Genomic DNA, 20,812 nt, shown 5'->3' with positions numbered 1-20,812 from the left:
CCGGAAGGCCGTGCTGACAACCAGCCTTCCCGAATCATCCCTGCACTGCCAGGTTCAGCCCTGTATCTGCAAATCACCCTGCCAGGCTGTCTGGCATCCGCTTGCCATGGGGCGGGTTTGCCGCGTCACAGCCGGAAGCGGGATACCGAAGCGTTCAGTTGCCGGGCGTGGTTGTCGATGTTGTGCATGGCTTCCACCGCCAGTTGTACCGAGGACTGGGTTTCCTCCACCACCCCGGCCACCTGTTCCACGCTGACGGCAATATTGGCACCGGCCTGGCTTTGTTCGGTCATGGCGCTGACCACGGCGTGCAGGCTTTCCAGGGCGGCATGGGCCTGCTGGCTGATGGTGTCCAGCGTTTCTGCCGCCTGGTTGGCCTTGCCTACCCCCAGTTGCACTGCCGGGCGGATTTCTTCCATGCGGCCAGCTACCGTGCCGGTTTCGTTGACCACTGCCTGGACGATATGGGTGATTTCATCGGTGGCGGTCGCGGTACGCTCGGCCAGTTTGCGTACTTCGTCGGCCACCACGGCAAAACCGCGGCCCATTTCCCCGGCGCGTGCCGCTTCGATGGCGGCATTCAGTGCCAGGAGGTTGGTCTGGTTGGCAATGTCGCGAATGGTTTCGGCAATGCCGCTGATATTGCGGGTGCGTTCGGCCAGGCTCCCTACCAGGTCGCTGACATCGCCCACCTGGGTGGCAATGGACTGGATACCGCTGGCCGCTTCCTTGGCCACCACTTCGCCTTCGCGCGCCAGCTGGCTGGAACGGCGTGCGCCCTCTTCCGAACCGCCGGCATTGTCCTTGACGTGATCAATGCTGACCGACAGCTGTTCGATGGAGGCCGCTGCGGATGCGGTGGAGTTGCTGGCAATGCCGGATACCTCGTCCACTTTCTGCATTTGTTCCGACAGCTGCTGGCCGGCATGGCCGATGTCATCGGTGGACTGGCGGATCTGGCTGATCATTTCCCGCAGCTTTTGCTGCATTTCCTGCATGGCGGCCAACAGGCTTTCCGGCGGGCCATTGACCTCGATCCGCTCGGTCAGGTCGCCCTGGGCGATATGGCGCACCACCTGGGCGGCATAGGCCGGCTCACCACCCAGCGAGCGCACGATGCTGCGCGACATGGCGGCACCCAGCAGAATCAGCGTCACCACGGCCACGGCGCTGAGCACCAGCAGCACCGTGCCTTGCTTCCAGAACAGGGCGTCAATGTCGTCGATGAAGAAGCCTGTGCCAACCGTCCAGCCCCATGGGTCGAAACGCACCACGCCATTGAGCTTGGGCAATTGCTCCTTGTTGGCCCCGCGCGAGGTGAGGATGGTGACGATGCCGTAGTGGTCCTTTTGCAGCGCTTCGTCATACACCGCTACCGTGGTGCGGCCGTCGGGTACGGTGCTGCCCATGTCCACCTTGCCTTCGCGCTCCGCCTTGGGATGAAGCACCAGCCGGTTATCCTTGTCGCGGGCAAAGAAGTAAATGTCATCCACCTTCAGTGCCTTGAGCGTCTTGCGTGCCTGGTCTTGCGCCTGCTGGCGGCTCAGCTTGCCGCTGGCTTCCTGCTTGGCATAGTAGTCCAGCGTGTTTTCCGCCATGCGCAACAGCATGGTGATCTGCTCGCGTTTTTCACTCTGCAGCGTGCTGCGCGTGATGTACAGGGACGATGCCGCCAGCGCGATCAGGGCAAAAAGGCTGGCTGCAACGATGATGATGAGGCGGGTATTGACTCGCACGGTTGTCTTCCCGGTTGGCTGTATTGGTTTTGTCAAACACCGTCATGGCCCCTTTTCCTGCTGCGCTTTCCCAGACTACCAAGTCAGGCAGCGCAGCTTGTTATGCAGGCAAAGGACGGTGAGGGGTGATGCAGTGAGTCCGCTTTTGCAATCGGCATTAAAAATATACCGTGGCATTTTTAATACTAAACCGTGTTCACCGGGAAAAATAACTGCTGAAAACCCCAATCCGGCAAACGCTTGTGTCGTTTTTTCAACTCTTTTGTTTATAGCTCCTGTTTTGCCAGGGCGGCAGTGAAAACTGCAAAGTCACGTTCTACCTGATCCGCATAAGCGGTGGCATAGCTGGCAATGGCCTGGTCGAATTTGTCCGACTGGCCGATATAGCCGGCCAGTTCGGCCGCGCGGCCGCTGGATTTGGCATGCGCCCTGGCCAGTGCCCAGGCGCAGGCCTGGCCAAAGGCAGCCAGGCTGTCCGCGCTGGCGAATGACTCCAGTGACGGTGCGGCCTTCATGTCGCGTAGCTGGCGCACATAGAAGTGCCGTTCACCCGGTCCGCTCGTCCAGCCCAGAAATACATCGCTGGCGGCCTGCATCAGCCGTTGGCCAAATACCACCCGCTTGCCCTGATGGCCATGCACGCAGGCCGCGGTGTAGGGCTCCAGCACCGAGCGGCGCGCTTCTTTCAGTTGCAAGAACAGCGGCTGGTCGTAGTTGTCCTGCAGCAACATCACCAGGCAGCGTGTCCCGACACTGCCCACACCCACCACCTTGAAAGCCGCGTCCACCAGCCGGAAGCGCTCCAGCAGCGTCTGGCGATCTTCCTTCAGCGTTGTGCGGTAGGCGGCCAGCATGGGACGCAGCAGGTCGTGGGCCTGCCCTTCGCCCAGCCAGTGTTCGTCATTGCCCCATACCTGGTCTTGCTGTTGCATGTGAAAAATGACCGGTGGATTGTCTTGCAGACGCAGATTGCCATTGTCCAGCACCGTCATCTTGGGCAGCAGTTTTTCCTGTGTCTGGTTTCTGGCCTTGTCCGCCAGCTTGAGCAATTGCTGGCGTACCGTGTCGTTGGGCGAGCGTTCCAGCAATTGCTCAAAACCCACCTTGCTGTACCACAACTCCAGCTGGCTGATGCGGGCGTAGTCCTGCATGCGGCGGCGGTAGGTGCCCACCAACTGATAAACCGCCTGTGCGCCGCTGACGGTGCCAAAGCCGCGCTGGCGGGCGGCCAGCACCACGCTGACGGCCAGGCGTTTCAGGTCCCACTCCCAGGGGCCGTGATGGGTTTCGTCGAAATCGTTGATGTCGAACATCAGCTGGCGTTCCGGCGAGGCAAAAAAACCGTAATTCATCAGATGGGCATCGCCACATACTTGCAGGTGGATGCCGCTGTCAGGGCCGGCGGCCAGGTCCGCGGCCTGGATCATGGCCATGCCGCGGAAAAAGGCAAACGGGGAGGCCTGCATGCGCTGGTAGCGCAGGCCAATCAGTCCGGGTACGCGGTCCGCCGAACTCTGGCGCAGCATGGCCAGCACATCGCGGCTGGGGCTGAGTACGCATTCTGCCTGCCGGGTGCGCGGGCAGTGTTCACGTCTGGCCTTGCCGGCGGCAAGGCCGTTTTCATATTGAGGATGGGTAGTGCTAGGCATGGCAGGCAACCTGATAGATGACAGTCAGCCCCAGTGTAATGGTTAAGTCATGAAATTTTGATGATTGGCGGCATGGCGCGCTGCTTGCGGCGGCTTCAGTCCTGCAACAGGAAGCGGGCAATGTGCTGCTGATAGCGCCGGGCGGCGTCCGGATGGGCTTGCCAGTGGGCAGCCAGCAGGTGGCCGGCACCGTCAATCAGCAAGCGGCTGCGGCTTTTGGCCTGACTGGCGCTGTCATGCAGCCGCTGGCTCAGCGCGCGGGGAATCACGGCATCGTGTTCTGCCTCCACCAGCAGCAGATGGCCGCGAAAACCAGCCAGCCTGTCCCAGGCATCGCTATCCAGCCAGCTGTCCTGCTGGCGCAGCACGGCGCTGAAAGCCGGGCCGAACGGGACGGCAAAGGCATCTGGCGTGTAAGCGCCGGGCACTTGCAGGATCAGGTGGCTGCATTGAATGTCGTCCAGCAGCCGGATGGCGATATAAGCGCCCATGCTGCTGCCCAGCAAGGCCAGAGGCTGTGTGTGCAGCCCGCTGGCCGCCAGCACGGCATGAGTCTGGCTGACCCGGTGCGCCAGGCTGGAGCCAGTCAGGCTGCCGCCGGTGTCGCCATGGCCGACAAAATCAAAGGCGGTGCTGGCAATGCCTTGTTGTTGCAAGGTATGACGCAGGGGCAGGAAAGGCGCGCGCTGGCCATTGCCTGCGCCGTGCAGCAACAGCAGGTGGGTGCGTGGTTGCGCGCAATGCAGTTGATCGCCGTGCAGCAGATGGTCGCCACAGGGCAGCGGGAACAAGGACATGGCGGTGAAAGGGGGGGCAAAACGGGAATCTTGCCCCTTGTACAGGTGTTTGTCATGTGGGTGTTATCCACAGAAACATCCACAGGCTGTGCACAGTATCCACCGCTACAGGTGTTTCCTTACGCTTTGTACACAGCGTGTTACGTCGTCAGCGATGGGGCTTGTCACACAAATGTGCATGAAAACACAGCTTATCCACAGCTTGTGCAGAAACTATTCAGGCTATCCACTGATCTTCAGCAGTTTTTCATATTATCCACAGCCATCCGGCAGGACGGCTGGGTTGTCATGGCAGGCCTGTGATGGCCTGTGTATTCATTCGGCGCAGCGTTTGATCATCCGTTGCCAGGGCGGGGTGAGCGGGATGCCGTTCTGGTCCACCTGCACCTGACTTCCCGATGCTTGCGGTGTGATGCTGACTTGCAGGCTGGTGTTGTTGCTGACCGGATTGAGCAGACGGACGGCGGCGGCACCGTCACTGGCGGTGTCCCGTTTTACATAATCGTCGGGAATCTTCAGCCGACGCATGCCCTGCTGCAAGCATTCGGCAATTTCTGCCGGGGCTTTGGCGGACTGTAATTGCAAGGTGCTTTCTGCCTGCGCGCTGATGCTGGCGGAAAAAATGCCAAGGCAGGCCAGGACAGGCAGGATGCGGGACAGGGTCTGTGGTGGCATGGGTTGGTTTCCCGATAATAAAAACGGATGGAGTGCTGTGCCTGGGGGCTGGTTCCACCCTCCGGGCGGGCAGATGTTAAGGAGTGTTGAACAGCCAGGCATGCCAGGCGGTGGACAACAGCAGCAACAGCAGCAGCAAGGCCAGTTGCCGGCGGCTGGCGCGGTATAGCCGACTGCGCAGCTCATCTGCGGGCAAGCGGCCCCTTTCCAGTCGTTCGCGGCATTGGCGCAGCAGGGACAGGCTGCGCCATTCCTGCATGAACAGCAGCAGGCAGCCTAATAGCTTGGCTAGGGCCACTGGCGGCAGCCTGCCAGTCATCCACAGCTGCTCCGGGTGCTGGCCCAGCATGGGCAGGCCGCTTGCCAGCCACAGGCATAGTGCCAGATGCCACCAGTTATTGGCGCGCAGGCTGCGCTGCCAGGCCGGGGCATCGGGCTGATCAGCCAGATTGCGCCCGCGTGCGGCGATGGCACCCAGGCCGCAGCCCAGCGCCAGCAGATGAAGCGTGGCAAGCAGCCATTGCAGCATGATGACCCCCCGGTCTGCCCAGTTTTCCTACACTAGAGAAGCCTTTGCAGGCTGGCAAGCGGTGGCCGGATTTTGTCCTGGTCCCCGGACTGCCTGTGGGGAAATTGCCGCTGCCGGTGCATGTGGCAGGCACAAAAAAACCGGCCGGGGCCGGTTTTCTCAGGCTGCAGACAACGTAATTTGATACGATTGCACTGGACCCGGCAAAGCCGGTCCTTTCGAATAAGTATTTGATTTCACAGCCTTAACCATCTGATCCCAATCCCCCCGCCCTTGTCCTGCAAGGGAGCCTCGCTTTCCTTTCGGAAAGCGAGAGGGGGCCAACCGTCAGTCCGGCTTAGCCGCGCACCTGACCGTCACCCAGTACCACCCATTTCTGGCTGGTGAGGCCTTCCAGTCCTACCGGGCCACGGGCGTGGATCTTGTCGGTGGAAATGCCGATTTCCGCACCCAGGCCATATTCGAAGCCATCGGCAAAGCGGGTGCTGGCGTTCACCATCACGCTGGAGGAGTCCACTTCGCGCAGGAAGCGACGGGCGCGGCCGTAGTCTTCGCTGACGATGGCATCGGTGTGATGACTACCGTAGTGGTTGATGTGCTCGATGGCTTCGTCCAGATCCTTCACCACCTTGATGGCCAGAATCGGGGCGGAGTATTCGGTAAACCAGTCCTCTTCCGTCGCCGTCAGTACCTTGTCGCCCAGGATGGCGCGGGTGCGTTCGCAGCCACGCAGTTCCACGCCCTTTTCCCAGTAGGCTTCAGCCAGGCGCGGCAGGATGAATTCGGCAAACGCGGTGTGCACCAGCAGGGTTTCCATGGTGTTGCAGGGTGCATAGCGCTGGGTCTTGGCATTCATCGCGATATTGAAGGCCTTGTCCGGATTGGCGGTGTCGTCGATGTAGACATGACAATTGCCATCCAGATGCTTGATCACCGGCACGCGTGCTTCGGCACTGATGCGGGCAATCAGGCTCTTGCCGCCACGCGGCACAATCACGTCGACATATTGCTGCATGGTGATCAACTCGCCCACGGCGGCGCGGTCGGTGGTTTCCACTACCTGCACCACTTCGGCCGGCAGACCGGCCACCCGCAGGCCTTCGCTGACACAGGCGGCAATGGCCTGGTTGCTGTGGAAGGCTTCCGAGCCGCCACGCAGGATGGTGGCATTGCCGGATTTCAGGCACAGGCCGGCGGCATCGGCGGTGACATTGGGGCGGGCTTCGTAAATGATGCCCACCACGCCCAGCGGCACACGCATCTTGCCCAGCTGGATGCCGGAAGGACGGTAGCAGAAGTCATCCATTTCACCCACCGGGTCCGGCAGGGCGGCGATCTGGCGCAGGCCTTCGGCCATGCTGGCCACGGTGGCGTCAGACAGGGCCAGACGGTCGATGAAGGCGGCGTCCAGCCCGGCGGCGCGGGCGGCGTCCAGGTCTTGTTGGTTGGCCGCCAACAATTTGGCGCTGTCACGCACGATGGCATCGGCCATGGCATTGAGTGCCTGGTTTTTCTGGCGGGTATCGGCCTTGGCAATGGCGCGGCTGGCTTTGCGCGCCGCCTGGCCGACGCGCTGCATGTAGTCCTTCACATTCATGGCGGATGTCCTGAATCAGATCTTGTCGGGGTAGTCAGCCAGATTACCCCAAAACCTGCAGCCGTATCCAGTCAGCCGCCAGATGGATATTGTCGGACAGTGGTTTACTCCACCAGCGCGCAGGGGTTGAAATCCAGCGCGGTGAAGTCATCCGCCACTTCCTGGCCGAATTCCAGAATGGTTTCGTCGTCCTCGATGTAGTGCCAGTTGAGGGTGACGTAATTGCCTGCCACGGCCGCATCGTTGAACAGGCCGAACAACTCCAGCAGTACCTTGGTGCTGGAACTGTTGAAGTAGGCCAGCTGCACGTCCACCGTGACCTGGGTGGATTGCAGGGTGGGCAGGTAGGCTTTGATGGCCTGCATGATGGGGCCGAAGAAGGCGTGGGCGTTTTCCGGGTAGCTCTCGCCGCGCAGGCTCAGCTGGTGGCGGTCGAACTGGAAATTCACTTCCGGGGTGGACGAAGTGGGCGCGATATACAGGTTTTGCATGATGGCTGCTTTTAAATGGTGGCTTTGAGGTAGAAGGTAGTGAAGGGTTTGCCGTCGTTTTCTTCAACAAAATCGAATTCGATGGGATTGCTGGAGTCACGGGCCACGGTAAGAAAACCAAGGCCGGCGCCCTTGCTGCCGGCTTCGCCTTCCGCGCGCAGCTTTTCCTTGTAGCGTGCCTTGATTTCTTCATTGGTCATGGTGCGCAGCGGTTCCAGCTTGGCGCGGATGTGCTCCACCCCTTCCGGGGTGATGGGGTTGGCGCAGACCACGTAAAACTGGCCATCGGTTTCGCCCACCCACAACGAGCCCATGCGGATTTCGTGGTCGTCAGCAGCACTGGCGCTCAGATGGTCGGCGGAGTAATGCACCACGTTTTGTGCCATTTCCACGAAGACGGAAAACAGCTTGCGGCGGGCGGTCTGGCTGGCATCCAGGCTGGCCAGCCGCAGGCGCAGCGAATCGCCCATGGCAGTGACAATGCTTTGCGAGAAGTAGCCGGTATAGAAAAACACCACGTTTTCCTGGCGGGCCAGTTCCTTGAATCGGTGAAAGTCGGTCAGGCTCATGCTGTGCTCACTTGCTATGTTGATGGGTCAGGCCAGGTGGACGCCGAACAGGCTGACGTCGTCGCGGCGACTGTTTTCGCCCTGCCACTTGAGGAAGGCGTCGATCAGCAGTTTTTGTTGTTGCTGCATCGGCTTGCCAGCATGCTTGAGGATGTTTTCCTTCAGTCGCTTTTTGCCAAAGCAGATGCGCTTGGGGCCGCCGATCTGGTCGATGATGCCGTCGGTGCTGATATACAAGCGGCTGCCCGGCGGCAATTGCACCTGGTGGTTGTCCCAGTGATAGTCCAGCGGGGTGCCGACATAGCCCACGCCCTTCTTGTTGCCGTCCAGCGTGTCCACTTCGTCCTTGCCCGGCTGCAGTACAAACAGCGGCGTCTTGGCCGAGGCGTAGGTGAGGGTGCGGCTGGCGTTGTCGAACCAGCAGAAGGCACCGTCCATGCCGTCGTCCGAGTTCAGTTCCGGGTGATCGGCAAGGCCGGCTTCTTCCGGTGTGAGCTGGCCCAGCGACTGCTTGACCTGCTGGTTGATGGCGCGCAGCAGGGCGGCCGGGTTGTGCAGGTCGTGGCTGCTCAGTACCTGTTTCAGGGTGGAGGCCATGATCAGCGTCATGAAGGCACCCGGCACGCCATGGCCGGTGCAGTCGATGACGGCCACAAAGAAGCCGTCCGGCCGTTTGACAAAGTAGTAGTAGTCGCCGCCAACGATGTCGCGCGGGGCCCATACCATGAAGTAGTCGTCCAGCGCGGCGGCCATGTCGCGGCGCGAACTTTGCAAGAAAGACTGCTGGATCACGCTGGCGTAGTTGATGCTTTCCATCATCTGGCGGTGCTTTTCTGCCTGCTGGTCGGCCAGCGCCTGCATCAGCGACACCCCCTGGCCCATGCCGGCATACGCATTGTCCAGATTGATCAGGAATCCGTCGGACAGCACCTTGCGGTCTGCTTCCAGCGCCATGAAGGACAGCTCGGTGATGGGTGTGAGGTAGTCCACGATCAGCGGGCTGGCATTCATGAACGAGGTGCAGGGCTTGCGGCCGAAAATTTCGCGATGGAAGGGCCGTGCCAGCGTGCTCATGAAGGTATTGCGGTTGATGATGCCGACCGCGCGCTGCTGTTCCACCACCGGAATGTTGGCCAGTGATTCGTCCTGCGAGAACAGCTCCAGTACGTGGTAGTTGTTGTCAGAAGGGCTCACGGTTGGCGGCGTTTGCAACAGATGACCAGCCATTGTGGCGGTGTGTGCGGGCTGGGGCGTGCTGTCTAGCGGCATGGTGTGTCTCGGCAAGAAGTGACTGGCGGCAGTCTAGGATTCCCGCATGATGATTCGGTTACGACACCATGAATTTTGCTTTATCGCTAATCAAATACGTACCAATTAGTAATTGTATATTGTAAGTGAAATTACGGTAATTGCAGGACCAGGGTTGTTGCTTTGGGCCCACCGGCCAGCTTGCGCGGATGGCTTTGGCTGTGATCAGGCTTGACCCTGTGAGGCAAAGGGCTTATTTTGTTAATCTAGCAACCGCTTGGTTGATAAATAAAACAATGAACTAGCCTACATCCTCGGGAGACTGCATGAGCGCCTATCAAGAATTCCACCGCCGTTCCATCGAGCAGCCAGATGTCTTCTGGGGTGCCGAGGCACAGCGGATTCACTGGCACAAGCCCTGTACGCAGGTGCTGCAATACGACAATCCACCGTTTCGCCAATGGTTTGCTGGTGGCGAGACCAACCTCTGTTACAACGCGGTAGACCGCCACCTGGAAACCCGGCCTGACCAGGCCGCGCTGATTCATGTCTCCAGCGAAACCGGTGCCGAAATCACCTACACCTATCGCCAGCTGCACGAAGAAGTCAGCCGCTTTGCCGCCATCATGCAGGCACAGGGCGTGGGCAAGGGCGACCGGGTACTGATCTACATGCCGATGATTCCCGAAGCCGTGTTTGCCATGCTGGCCACGGTGCGGCTGGGTGCGATTCACTCGGTGGTGTTTGGCGGCTTTGCCTCGGCCAGCCTGGCCACCCGCATCGAAGACGCGGCACCCAAGCTCTTGGTAACTGCCGATGCCGGCATGCGCGGTGGCAAGGTGATTGCCTACAAGCCGCTGGTGGACGAGGCCATGGAGCTGGCAGGTGCCGCCGCCCCGGCCAAGGTGATTCTGGTTAATCGTGGCCTTGCCGAAGCGCCGATGATGAAGCCGGGGCGCGATCTGGATTACGCCACCCTGCGTCAGCAGCATCAGGACGAGCGCGCCGAGGTGGTGTGGGTGGAGTCCAACCATCCCAGCTACATCCTGTATACCTCCGGCACCACCGGCAAACCCAAGGGTGTGCAGCGCGACACCGGCGGCTATGCCGTGGCGCTGGCGTCCAGCATGGAATACATCTACGGCGGCAAGCCGGGGGAAACCTTCTTCTCCACCTCGGACATCGGCTGGGTGGTGGGCCATTCCTACATCGTGTACGCCCCGCTGATCTGTGGCATGGCCACGCTGGTGTACGAAGGCCTGCCGATTCGCCCCGATCCGGGCATCTGGTGGCAGCTGGTGGAAAAATACCGCGCCACGGTGATGTTCTCTGCCCCCACCGCCATCCGTGTGCTGAAAAAGCAGGATCCGGAATGGCTGCACAAATACGATCTGTCCAGCCTGCGGGCCTTGTTCATGGCCGGTGAGCCGCTGGACGAACCCACCGCCAGCTGGATTTCCGAGGAACTGAAAATCCCGGTGCTGGACAACTACTGGCAGACCGAAACCGGCTGGCCGATGCTGACCGTGTGCAATGGCGTGGAAGTCCTGCCTACCAAGCTGGGCAGCCCCGGCTTGCCGGTGTATGGCTATAACGTGAAGCTGCTGGACGAGGCTACCGGCGAGGAAGTGCCGGCCGGCGAGAAGGGCGTGATTGCGGTGATTCCGCCGCTGCCGCCGGGCTGCATGAGCACGGTGTGGGGGCAGGACGAGCGTTTTGTGAACACCTATTTCAGCCTGTTCCAGGACCGCAAGGTGTACTCCTCCTTCGACTGGGGCATCCGTGATGCCGACGGTTACTTCACCATTCTTGGCCGCACCGATGACGTGATCAACGTCGCTGGCCACCGCCTGGGTACGCGGGAAATCGAAGAAGCCGTGTCCGGTCACTCCGCCATTGCCGAGGTGGCGGTGGTGGGCGTGCATGACACGCTGAAGGGGCAGGTGCCGCAGGCCTTTGCCGTGCTGCGCGACCCGTCGGTGTTGAAAGACCCGGAAAAGAAAGCCGCACTGGAAAAAGAAGTGATTGCCAAGGTGGCATCCCAGCTGGGGGCCATTGCCAATCCGGCACGGGTTTATTTCGTCAACCAGCTGCCCAAGACCCGTTCCGGCAAGGTGCTGCGTCGCTCCATCCAGGCATTGGCCGAAGGGCGTGACCCGGGTGACCTGACCACGCTGGACGACCCGACCGGGCTGGAGCAAGTGCGCGAGGCGGTGCAGTCCTAGACGGACGATTGATTGGGTGGAAGCAGCCGGTACGGGTCAGTTTCCGGCTGTGGATTCAGCCGCATCCTTTGCAGGATGCGGTTTTTTTACGGCTGATGGGTCAGGAGCGGAACACACCCACGGCAGCATGCAACGCCTTGGCATGGCTGCTCAGCTGGTCGGACGCGGTGGCAGAAGCTGCCACCGTGGCCTGGTTGGCCTCGGTCATGGTGGCCACCACTTCGATACGCTGGGCCATGTCGGTCATGGCGGTTTGCTGCTCATGCAAGGCCAGGCTGATGCCCTGGATGTGCTGGGAAATCTGGTCGGTATTCTGGCGGATGCCGCTGATGGCTTCGCGTGCCTTGTGGGTTTGTTCCACCCCGTGATTGGATGCATCCACGCTGCTTTGCATCACCCCCACCACACTGCCCATGCCCTGGCGGATGGTGTCGATCTGACCGGAAATTTCCACCGTGGCCACGCCGGTGCGCTCGGCCAGTTTGCGCACTTCATCGGCCACCACGGCAAAGCCACGGCCCATTTCCCCGGCGCGTGCCGCTTCAATGGCAGCATTCAGTGCCAGCAGATTGGTCTGGTCGGCAATGTCATGAATGGTGCGGGTAATGGAGGCAATGGCGTCGGTCTGCTTGTCCAGGTCGTCAATCGCGCTGGCGGCACTGCTGATGCGCTCGGCAATGTGGCTGATGTCGCTGGCGGTGGCATGGATCAGCTGTTCACAATCGCTCACCATCGCACCGGCATTGCGGGCTTCATGGCCAACATCGTCGCTCTGGCTGCCCAGTTGCTGGATGCTTTGCAGCACTTCTTCCACCGACACGCTCATCGAGCGGGTGGATTCGCTTTGTACCGTGCTGCTTTGCTGCAGATTGTGCGCGGCACCGCTCATGCTGTCGGCGCTGCTGTCCAGTTCGCCAGACAGAGTGCGGATATTGCTGGTGATGTTGCGCAGCTGGCGCTGCATGGTGGACAGGCTGTCCATCAGGCTGCCCTGGCTGGCGGACGACAGTTCGATGCGCTGGCTCAGGTCGCCACTGGCAATGCGGTTGGCCACTTCCATGGCAAGGGCCGGTTCGCCGCCCAGTACGCCAAACACACGACGGTACAGTAGCACCCCGCCCAGCACCACCACCACCACCAGCATGCTGGTCAGGCCCAGCATCATGTTGCGCAAATCTCTCGCCGTCTTGTTCATCGCGGCATAAGCGTCATCATCAGCCTTGTGGATGTGCTCGTTCAGGGCTTCAACCTGTTTGGTCAGTGCTTCGGCACGGTCATCAAAGCCGCTGCCTTTTTCCTTCATCAGCACATTGCCCGCTTCCCGTCCGCCATCGATATAGGCCTTGGCCATGCGCTTGCCCACCGCGTAAAACTGGTCCAGCGACTGTTGCATGCCATTAACCTGGCTGCTGAGCTGCGGATCGAGGCTGATCATGGCCGGCAGGTTTTTCTGCAGGGCCTGGTAGTGCTCTTCCGCATCCTTGTACCCATCGGCATCACCGGTAGCGCTGACATCGGTCAGAAACTGCTGGATCTGCACCACGTGGTAGCGCACGTCCGTCATGTGCTGCACCAGCGCATTGGTGACGTCCTGTTCGTAATGGGCGGTCTGGTCTATGCGTTGCAGGCTGAACAGTGTGATGCCGCCAAGGGCAAGCAGCAGGACGACAACAATGGCAATAAAGCCGGTCAGGACGGGTTTTAGCTTCTGGTTCTGGTGAGTCATGGCGTGAATCCGTGCGGGGGTGAGGCTGAGCCTGTTGTAATGTTGATTTGCCGGTTTGCTTGAAGGTGTGTGCTGGCTAAACGGCACTGACCCTGTTAAAGACCGGGGATTTTCCGGGAATGCTTGTGTAATGACAATCATAATTGTCAAACAATGGCTTGCTTGGGCCGGAAGGACGGGCTGAGACCCGGCGTATCCTGACAAATCGGCCCGCCTGGTGGTGGCGGGCCGACAGGGTTCAATCGTGCCCGCTTCCCAGCGAGGCTTTCAGCTTGTGCATGCTGAACCACACCACCAGTGCCACCAGCGGAATGGCGATGCCGGTGAGCAGCTCCACATTCAGATGAATGCCGACGGACTCCACCGCAGCCAGCAGGTGGTGCAGCAGGCTCACCATGTAATAGGTCAGCACCCCCACCGACAGGCCTTCCACCGTTTCCTGCAAGCGCAGTTGCAGGGCGGCGCGGCGGTCCATGCTGGCCAGCAAGGCGCGGTTCTGTTCTTCATGCAGCACTTCCACCCGGGTACGCAGCAGCGCAGTGGTGCGTTGCAGGCGGGCGGTGATGCGGTCTTGCCGCCGCAGCACGGTGTCGCAGGTGTTCATGGCCGGGGACAGCCGTCGTTCCATGAATTCACGGAAGGGCTGCATGCCGGAGATGCGCTGTTCGCGCAATTCGCCAATGCGGGCTTCCACCAGGCGGTAGTAAGCCTGTGAAGCGGAAAAACGGTACTGGCTTTCCGAAATCAGCTGTTCCACGCGGGTGGCAAGGCCGGTGAGTTCGGACAGCAGTTGAGCGTCCGAGCCATTGCCCTCGCCACTGGCCATGCGTTCGGTGATGGCACGCAGCTCAATGCCCAGATTGTCCAGATCGCGCATTTGCTTCTTGGCAATGGGCAGCGCCAGCAAGGTGAGCATGCGGTAGGTTTCCAGCTCGAACAGCCGTTGCAGCATGCGGCCGGACTGGTTGGGGCCCATGGCGCGATCCACCACCACATAACGGGAGAAGCCTTCGGCCAGGCGGGCATCGGGATGCAGTCGCAAGTCGGTATAGGCCGCGCCGTTGCCATCGCCGATTTCAGCACCAATCAGCTCGCGGCCGCCAAACCAGCGGCTGGACATATCGGCCAGCTCGGTTTCCCGCTCGGCCGGCAGCAGCACCGCGTGCAGTGCCACCAGCACCACGCCGGGCAGCTCGCGCAGCCAGGCTGAAGGAATGCGGTCCAGCGGGGTGCGGTCGAACGGGTCGTTGCAATCGCCACTGACAATAAAGGTGTAACGGGCAAATTCGGCATGCAAGGACCAGCGCACCAGCAAGTCGCCTGCGCTGGCCGAGTAATAAGCCTGGCCGGGCAGGGGCGCAGGCAGGCCCATGCGCTGGGCCAGGTCGGCCAGTGCCGCGCGTTGTGGTGCGTCGTCAAAGTCGTAATACAGGCTGAGCGAGGTCAGCCGGGCAGGCGAGGGAATGGCGGCATAGGGCCGGGCATGCGCCTCTTCGTTCAGTTCACGGCGCAAATGGTGCGGGGTGAGTGTGGTCATGACAGGTCCTGAAAAAGAAACGGTTTCAGGACTGGGGTGGCTGCCAGCCTGCCCAGTACTCAAACCGCTTGCGCGCATCAGCATACCCGAACGTCGCCCTGTCATACCATGCAATTACCACGCCAGCGCGCCAGAGCCGGCACTGAACACCATTCAGCAAGGCCTGGCGCTGTGATGGCGCCATTCTGCGCTAGCGGGCTGTGCTGGTTTCCGGACAGCCAGCATGGCCGAGTGGAAACTTGCTTGTCACCCGCCACCGGATTGATAGATTAATTTTGTATAAGTGTAGGTAATAATATTATTAAATCGAATAAAGCTGTCGGGTTAGCATGATGCAACCTCACCATTCTGGAGTCCATCATGAAATTGCGCGTGTTTGCCGGTGTTCTGGCAGCTTTGCTATCCGCTCATGTTCTGGCTGATGCCAGCTTGCTGAATGTGTCTTACGACGTGATGCGCGATTTCTACAAGGACTACAACCCGGCCTTCCAGAAAGCCTACAAGGCGAAGACCGGGGAAACCGTCACCATCCAGCAGTCGCACGGCGGTTCCAGCAAGCAGGCCTTGTCGGTAGCCAATGGCCTGGCGGCGGATGTCATCACCATGAACCAGGCCTCGGACATCGACCTGCTGGCCACGCGCGGCCTGATTCCGGCCAACTGGTCCAGCCGACTGCCCAATGCATCGGTGCCGTTTACTTCCACCACGGTGTTCCTGGTGCGCAAGGGTAATCCGCACAAGGTGCGCGACTGGAATGACCTGGCCAAGCCGGGTGTGCAGGTGATCATCCCCAATCCGAAAACCTCCGGCAATGGCCGCTATACCTATCTGGCGGCCTGGGGTGCCGGGCTGAAGCAGCCGGGCGGCAGCGAAGCCAAGGCGCGCGCACTGGTGACGGGCATCTTCAAGAACGTACCGGTGCTGGATGGCGGTGGCCGTGCCGCCACCACCACCTTCATGCAGCGCCAGATCGGCGATGTGCTGGTGACCTTCGAGAACGAAGCCGAGCTGATTGCCCGCGAATTCGGCCGTGGCAGCTTTGAAATCGTCTACCCGCCGCTGTCGGTGCTGGCGGAAACCCCGGTGGCCATTGTCGACAAGGTGGTGGACAAGAAAGGTACCCGCAAACAGGCGGAAGACTATCTGCGCTTCCTGTGGAGTACCGAAGGACAGACCATTGCCGCACAAAACTATCTGCGCCCGCAGGACAAGGCCGTGGCGCAGAAATTCGATGCCCAGTTTCCCTATGTGAAAACCTTTACCGTGCAAAGCGTGTTCGGTTCCTGGGCGGCGGTCAATCAGAAGCACTTTGCCGATGGCGGTGTGTTTGACCAGATCTACAGCAAGCGTTAAGCGGAGTGACTGTGAGCAATATCCTCAATCTGCGCCATAGCGTGCTGCCGGGTTTCCGGCTCAGCTTCGGCATTACTTTGTTCTGGCTGGCGCTGATCGTGCTGCTGCCTTTTGCCGCGCTGGTGTATTCCACCGTCGGCATGGGCTGGGACGGTTTCGCCGCTGCAGTGGGCAGCCCGCGGGTAATGGCATCCATCCGGCTGTCCTTTGCCACGGCCGGTCTGTCCGCCCTCATCAACCTGGTATTCGGCTTTCTGGTGGCCTGGGTGCTGGTGCGCTACCCCTTCCCCGGCAAGCGGCTGGTGGATGCGCTGGTGGACCTGCCCTTTGCCCTGCCTACCGCAGTGGCCGGTATCGCGCTGACCACACTGTATGCACCCAATGGCTGGATCGGCCAGTTTCTGGCTCCGCTGGGCATCAAGGTGGCGTTCACCCCGCTGGGCATCATCGTGGCGCTCACCTTCATCGGCCTGCCCTTTGTGGTGCGAACCGTACAGCCGGTGCTGGAAGACCTGGAAAAGGAACTGGAAGAAGCCGCCACCTGCCTGGGTGCCAGCCGCTGGGACATTTTCCGCCGGGTGATCTTTCCGGCCACGCTGCCCTCGCTGATTACCGGCGGCACCATGGCCTTTGCCCGCGCCACCGGTGAATACGGCTCGGTCATTTTCATTGCCGGCAATATTCCGATGGTGTCGGAAATTGCCCCGCTGATCATCGTCTCCAAGCTGGACCAGTTCGACCAGCAAGGTGCCACTGCGGTGGCACTGGTGATGCTGGGCATTTCCTTTGTTTTCCTGTTGTTGATCAACCTGATCCAGTGGTGGGCCGCACGCCGCCACGGTGCGCGTTAAGGGGTAAACATGGCCACTCTGACGACTGAAAGCCGCCCGGTACGCTATGCCCTGACTGCCGTGGCGCTGGTATTTTTGTTCCTGTTCTTGCTGCTGCCCCTGATTGGCGTGTTCTGGGAGGCGCTGCACAAGGGCTGGCAGCTGTACCTGACTGCGCTGGTGGAGCCGGAAGCCCTGTCCGCCATCAAGTTGACGCTGATTTCCGCCGCCATCGCGGTGCCGCTCAACCTGGTGTTTGGTGTGGCGGCCGCCTGGGCGATTGCACGCTTTGAATTCCGCGGCAAAAGCCTGCTCACCACGCTGATCGACCTGCCGTTTGCCGTGTCGCCGGTGGTGGCGGGGCTGATGTTCATCCTGCTGTTCGGTGCCAATACGGTGGTGGGCGGCTGGCTGCAGGACCACGGTCTGCAGGTGATTTTTGCCGTGCCGGGCATTGTGCTGGCCACGGTATTCGTCACCTTCCCCTTTGTTGCCCGCGAGCTGATTCCGCTGATGCAGTCGCAAGGGGCGGATGAAGAACAGGCTGCCATCGTGCTGGGGGCCAGCGGCTGGCAGACCTTCCGCAAGGTGACACTGCCCAATATCAAGTGGGGCCTGCTGTACGGGGTCATCCTCACCAATGCCCGTGCCATGGGGGAATTTGGCGCGGTCAGCGTGGTGTCCGGCCATATTCGTGGCGAAACCAACACCATCCCGCTGCATGTGGAAATCCTTTACAACGAATACAACTTTGTTGGTGCCTTTGCCTGCGCCTCGCTGCTGGCCTTGCTGGCGCTGGTGACCCTGCTGGTGAAGTCGCTGGTGGAATGGCGGCTGCACCGCCAGCAACAGGCCTCCACCCTGCGTACTGCCGAAGCCCGCATGCAAGCCCAGGCGGCACAACCCTGAACCGAATGATGTGAACCGCTGCCACAGGCGGCGGCCGGAGAACCACGATGAGCATTGAAATCCGCAATATCCGCAAACAGTTTGGCCAGTTCACCGCGCTGGACAATGTCAGTCTTGATGTCGCTTCCGGCGAGCTACTGGCGCTGCTGGGGCCGTCCGGCTGCGGCAAGACCACCTTGCTGCGCATCATTGCCGGGCTGGAAAAGCCGGATGCCGGCCAGGTGCTGTTTGGCGGTGCTGACGCCACCAACACCCATGTGGCCGAGCGTCAGGTGGGCTTTGTGTTCCAGCATTACGCGCTGTTCCGCCACATGACGGTATTCGACAACGTGGCCTTTGGCCTGTCGGTGAAGCCGCGCCGCGAACGCCCGTCGCAAGAGGAAATCCGCGAGCGGGTGATGAAGTTGCTGAAGATGGTGCAGCTGGACTGGCTGGCCGATGCCTATCCCGGCCAGTTGTCCGGCGGCCAGCGCCAGCGCATCGCCCTGGCCCGCTCACTGGCGGTGGAACCCAAGGTGCTGCTACTGGATGAACCCTTTGGTGCGCTGGATGCCAAGGTGCGCAAGGACTTGCGCCGCTGGCTGCGCGACCTGCACAACGACATGCACATCACCAGCGTGTTTGTGACCCACGATCAGGAAGAAGCACTGGAAGTGTCCGACCGCGTGGTGGTGATGGATCACGGTCATATCGAGCAAGTGGGCCGTCCGGATGATATCTACGAACATCCGGCCACGCCTTTCGTCACGCAGTTCCTGGGCGATGTGAACCTGTTCCACGGCCGGGTGGATGCCGGTCAGCTCACCATCGGCAATTACGAGCAGGCACTGAGCCAGCATCAGGATGCCGACGGCGACGCTGCCGTGGCCTATGTACGCCCACATGATCTGGACCTCAGCCTGCAGGCCGAAGGTGCATTGGCGCAAGGCCGGGTCGAGCACATTCATGCTGTCGGGCCGGTGGTGCGGGTGGAGTTGCAGCAGGCCGATGGCCAGACCATCGAGGCCGCAGTCAGCAAGGAGCGCTTCCGCGCGCTGGGCATCGTACCGGGCGATACCGTGTACGTGACGCCACGCAAGCTGGCGGTATTCCTGAAAGATGCCTCCGGCCAGCAGGATTATGTGATCTGACCTCGACCGGACAATCTGAATGCAACAGGCCGCATACCAGCTGGTATACGGCCTTTTTTCATGCTGGAGCAGGGCTCAGGAGCGGGATTTGTGGTGGGCAACCAGCCGCGCCAGCGCGGCGCTGACCAGCGGGTTGCTCACTTGCTGGGCCCCGGCTTCAATTTCGGCCAGCGCCTGCTGGCTGATACCGATGCGCTTGGGTGGCGGTGGCGGTGGTGTCAGGTGGATGTCTACCTTGATACGCACCTTGCTGGCACTGTAGCCGCGCGCCTCCAGCGGGACCAGCAGGCTGTTGCCCATCATGCGCAAGCGCGCAGCAACAATGCCGTTATTGGCAAACACCACCAGTTCGCCATCGCGAATGCGCACCGCGCGGCAGGCCTCGGCCAGCTGCGGTGGCAGCTGGCTGCGGAATACCTGATCCAGCGCCATCAGCGCATTGGCCTCGCGCGTGAGCTGGCGCAGCGTGCTGTCACCACGGGCGATATCTTCAAACTGGCGTTCTGACATGGGGCTTCTGGGCTCAAATGATAGGCACTATTGTAACTGATGCCCTCAAGCTGCGGCTTTACTATTCTTGTCCGTCATTTCTTGTCTGATACGGTTGCCAATCGGTAGGCCTGTTTTCTTGAATCTGCTACCCGCTTTGGGCCAGACAACCTCAGAGGGTAAATAAATATACACAGTACGGCTGATATTTTTCCTTGTTCATCATTGATAAGACAAGGTAAACGTGGTGGTGGCTTTGACACTGCCGCCGGAGACGGTATCTGTCCGGATGTAATTGGCACTGAGAGGAATGGTTGCCACGCCATTAATACTCCCCGCCCAGAACTGATTGGTATTGCCTGCTGCACTGGAATCAGGCCCCATCGAAATGGTCTGGCCATTTTTTTTAATCTGTATGCCAACCCCCTTGGCCGTGGAGTCGCTGGTTAAATTGATAATATTGCTGGTCTGTCCCGGATTGGTTTTGTCGGTCATGGTAATGTACAAATTAACTCCGCTAGGGCAATTGAGCGATAAATTGAATGGCGTGTCACCGGCAGTGGCTCCAATGGCGTTAAGTTTGTTTCCCTCTATGGAGGGCAGGTTAACTTGTAAATTGGGGGTCAGTACGCTGCATGTTTGAAATAAGCTATTGGTGAAGGTGCCGGTTGCATTTGTTCGAAAAGCAGTAGCCATTGTTCTGTCCCATGAAGACCAGGTTGCATACTTCCATGGAAATGTAATAATTGCTTGACCACTGGTGATGGTAAAAGAGTTTGTATTTTGTAATGGGGAGTAGCGTATAAGGCGAATTTTGACAGAGGCAGTAATAATTCCATTTGAAGATGTTGTGACAAAGCTATTGTAATTTTCTATTCCTGACGGGTTGTATAAACTTAAAGTTTGCCATGCTGATGGGGATGAGCCCGCAGCTACAATAAAGCCGATTCCAACCAATGCCGGCGATGTTATTCTTTGGATGGGATGGCTAATTCCATCTGAGGGGTCGTAGTAATTAATGCCAACATCATAACCTGCTTGCCTAATCATGCCGATCTGGATGGCTTGTGTAGTGGGACAGCCGGAATAAATGGGTGTGGTGTATGTGTACCATGGAGTCAGTGGTGTCACGAGTGGTGCATCACGGCCAGGCACGGTGATCGAAAAAGGGGTTGCGATGTATTGGCTATAGGTTCCGGTACACGCCAGGCTGGTTTGTGCCTGAAAAAGGCAACCGATAATAAATAGTATGCGGATAATGGTTGATTTCATCAGTTTAACCCTTTGTGCTTGCTGGTGTTGCCTGTAAAATAGTCGTAGTA

At 60.0% G+C, this 20,812-nt stretch carries 18 protein-coding genes; 5 read left to right on the top strand and 13 right to left on the bottom strand.

Annotation, left to right across the window (positions count from 1 at the left end):
* Positions 1-125: 125 nt before the first annotated feature.
* The 9 genes from ACE3SE_RS02425 to ACE3SE_RS02385 form a co-directional block, all read right to left on the bottom strand.
* Positions 126-1,736 carry a methyl-accepting chemotaxis protein gene (locus tag ACE3SE_RS02425; RefSeq protein ID WP_374553700.1) on the bottom strand — a complete coding sequence of 537 codons (1,611 nt, stop codon included), beginning with the start codon at positions 1,734-1,736 and terminating at the stop codon, positions 126-128.
* A 266-nt stretch (positions 1,737-2,002) separates the two neighbouring features.
* The gene (locus ACE3SE_RS02420) at positions 2,003-3,385 is read right to left on the bottom strand and encodes a DUF2252 domain-containing protein (RefSeq protein WP_374553699.1); all 1,383 of its coding nucleotides are present in this window, start codon (positions 3,383-3,385) and stop codon (positions 2,003-2,005) included.
* Positions 3,386-3,480: 95 nt separating this feature from the next.
* Positions 3,481-4,182 carry an alpha/beta fold hydrolase gene (locus ACE3SE_RS02415; RefSeq protein WP_374553697.1) on the bottom strand — a complete coding sequence of 234 codons (702 nt, stop codon included), beginning with the start codon at positions 4,180-4,182 and terminating at the stop codon, positions 3,481-3,483.
* Between the two features lie 315 nt (positions 4,183-4,497).
* Entirely contained in the window at positions 4,498-4,857 is a 360-nt protein-coding gene (locus ACE3SE_RS02410; protein ID WP_374553695.1) for a hypothetical protein, read from the bottom strand.
* Positions 4,858-4,933: 76 nt separating this feature from the next.
* A complete protein-coding gene (locus ACE3SE_RS02405; RefSeq protein ID WP_374553694.1) occupies positions 4,934-5,386 on the bottom strand; it encodes a hypothetical protein in 453 nt (150 codons plus the stop codon).
* Between the two features lie 337 nt (positions 5,387-5,723).
* On the bottom strand, positions 5,724-6,983 hold the full coding sequence (locus ACE3SE_RS02400; protein WP_045846453.1) for a glutamate-5-semialdehyde dehydrogenase: 1,260 nt from the start codon (positions 6,981-6,983) through the stop codon (positions 5,724-5,726).
* A gap of 104 nt (positions 6,984-7,087) precedes the next feature.
* Complete coding sequence (locus ACE3SE_RS02395; protein ID WP_374553692.1) at positions 7,088-7,474, bottom strand: DUF1987 domain-containing protein; 387 nt, start codon at positions 7,472-7,474, stop codon at positions 7,088-7,090.
* Positions 7,475-7,485: 11 nt separating this feature from the next.
* Positions 7,486-8,043 (bottom strand): SiaB family protein kinase, encoded by a 558-nt coding sequence (locus ACE3SE_RS02390; protein WP_045846451.1) that lies wholly within the window; start codon positions 8,041-8,043, stop codon positions 7,486-7,488.
* Between the two features lie 27 nt (positions 8,044-8,070).
* Positions 8,071-9,237: a PP2C family protein-serine/threonine phosphatase gene (locus ACE3SE_RS02385; RefSeq protein WP_197077155.1), complete on the bottom strand. Its 1,167-nt coding sequence runs from the start codon at positions 9,235-9,237 to the stop codon at positions 8,071-8,073.
* Positions 9,238-9,617: 380 nt separating this feature from the next.
* On the opposite strand from ACE3SE_RS02385, the gene ACE3SE_RS02380 reads away from it, so the two are divergent.
* Positions 9,618-11,516, top strand: a complete 1,899-nt coding sequence (locus ACE3SE_RS02380) for a propionate--CoA ligase (protein ID WP_374553691.1) — start codon at positions 9,618-9,620, stop codon at positions 11,514-11,516.
* Between the two features lie 100 nt (positions 11,517-11,616).
* On the opposite strand, the gene ACE3SE_RS02375 is transcribed toward ACE3SE_RS02380, so the two are convergent.
* Positions 11,617-13,242, bottom strand: a complete 1,626-nt coding sequence (locus ACE3SE_RS02375) for a methyl-accepting chemotaxis protein (RefSeq protein ID WP_374553689.1) — start codon at positions 13,240-13,242, stop codon at positions 11,617-11,619.
* Between the two features lie 238 nt (positions 13,243-13,480).
* Positions 13,481-14,779 carry a DUF3422 family protein gene (locus ACE3SE_RS02370; RefSeq protein ID WP_045846447.1) on the bottom strand — a complete coding sequence of 433 codons (1,299 nt, stop codon included), beginning with the start codon at positions 14,777-14,779 and terminating at the stop codon, positions 13,481-13,483.
* A gap of 360 nt (positions 14,780-15,139) precedes the next feature.
* On the opposite strand from ACE3SE_RS02370, the gene ACE3SE_RS02365 reads away from it, so the two are divergent.
* From ACE3SE_RS02365 to ACE3SE_RS02350, 4 genes are read left to right on the top strand one after another with little or no spacing between them, the layout of a single operon-like run.
* The gene (locus ACE3SE_RS02365; protein WP_374553687.1) at positions 15,140-16,132 is read left to right on the top strand and encodes a sulfate ABC transporter substrate-binding protein; all 993 of its coding nucleotides are present in this window, start codon (positions 15,140-15,142) and stop codon (positions 16,130-16,132) included.
* A 20-nt stretch (positions 16,133-16,152) separates the two neighbouring features.
* Positions 16,153-16,983: a sulfate ABC transporter permease subunit CysT gene (gene cysT / locus ACE3SE_RS02360; protein WP_131360866.1), complete on the top strand. Its 831-nt coding sequence runs from the start codon at positions 16,153-16,155 to the stop codon at positions 16,981-16,983.
* 9 nt (positions 16,984-16,992) lie between these two features.
* Positions 16,993-17,871, top strand: a complete 879-nt coding sequence (cysW, locus tag ACE3SE_RS02355) for a sulfate ABC transporter permease subunit CysW (RefSeq protein ID WP_374553685.1) — start codon at positions 16,993-16,995, stop codon at positions 17,869-17,871.
* A 47-nt stretch (positions 17,872-17,918) separates the two neighbouring features.
* A complete protein-coding gene (locus ACE3SE_RS02350; protein WP_045846443.1) occupies positions 17,919-19,001 on the top strand; it encodes a sulfate/molybdate ABC transporter ATP-binding protein in 1,083 nt (360 codons plus the stop codon).
* A 75-nt stretch (positions 19,002-19,076) separates the two neighbouring features.
* Here the strand turns inward: ACE3SE_RS02350 and ACE3SE_RS02345 are convergent, their stop codons facing one another.
* Together ACE3SE_RS02345 and ACE3SE_RS02340 are read right to left on the bottom strand one after the other, a co-directional pair.
* Positions 19,077-19,511 carry a DciA family protein gene (locus tag ACE3SE_RS02345; RefSeq protein WP_374553683.1) on the bottom strand — a complete coding sequence of 145 codons (435 nt, stop codon included), beginning with the start codon at positions 19,509-19,511 and terminating at the stop codon, positions 19,077-19,079.
* 201 nt (positions 19,512-19,712) lie between these two features.
* Positions 19,713-20,762 (bottom strand): fimbrial protein, encoded by a 1,050-nt coding sequence (locus ACE3SE_RS02340; protein ID WP_374553681.1) that lies wholly within the window; start codon positions 20,760-20,762, stop codon positions 19,713-19,715.
* Between the last annotated feature and the right edge of the window lie 50 nt (positions 20,763-20,812).

This window comes from Aquitalea pelogenes (assembly GCF_041914625.1).
Taxonomy (GTDB): domain Bacteria; phylum Pseudomonadota; class Gammaproteobacteria; order Burkholderiales; family Chromobacteriaceae; genus Aquitalea; species Aquitalea pelogenes.
Note: the sequence above shows the minus strand (reverse complement) of the source record. Positions and strands in the feature narration are given on the sequence as shown.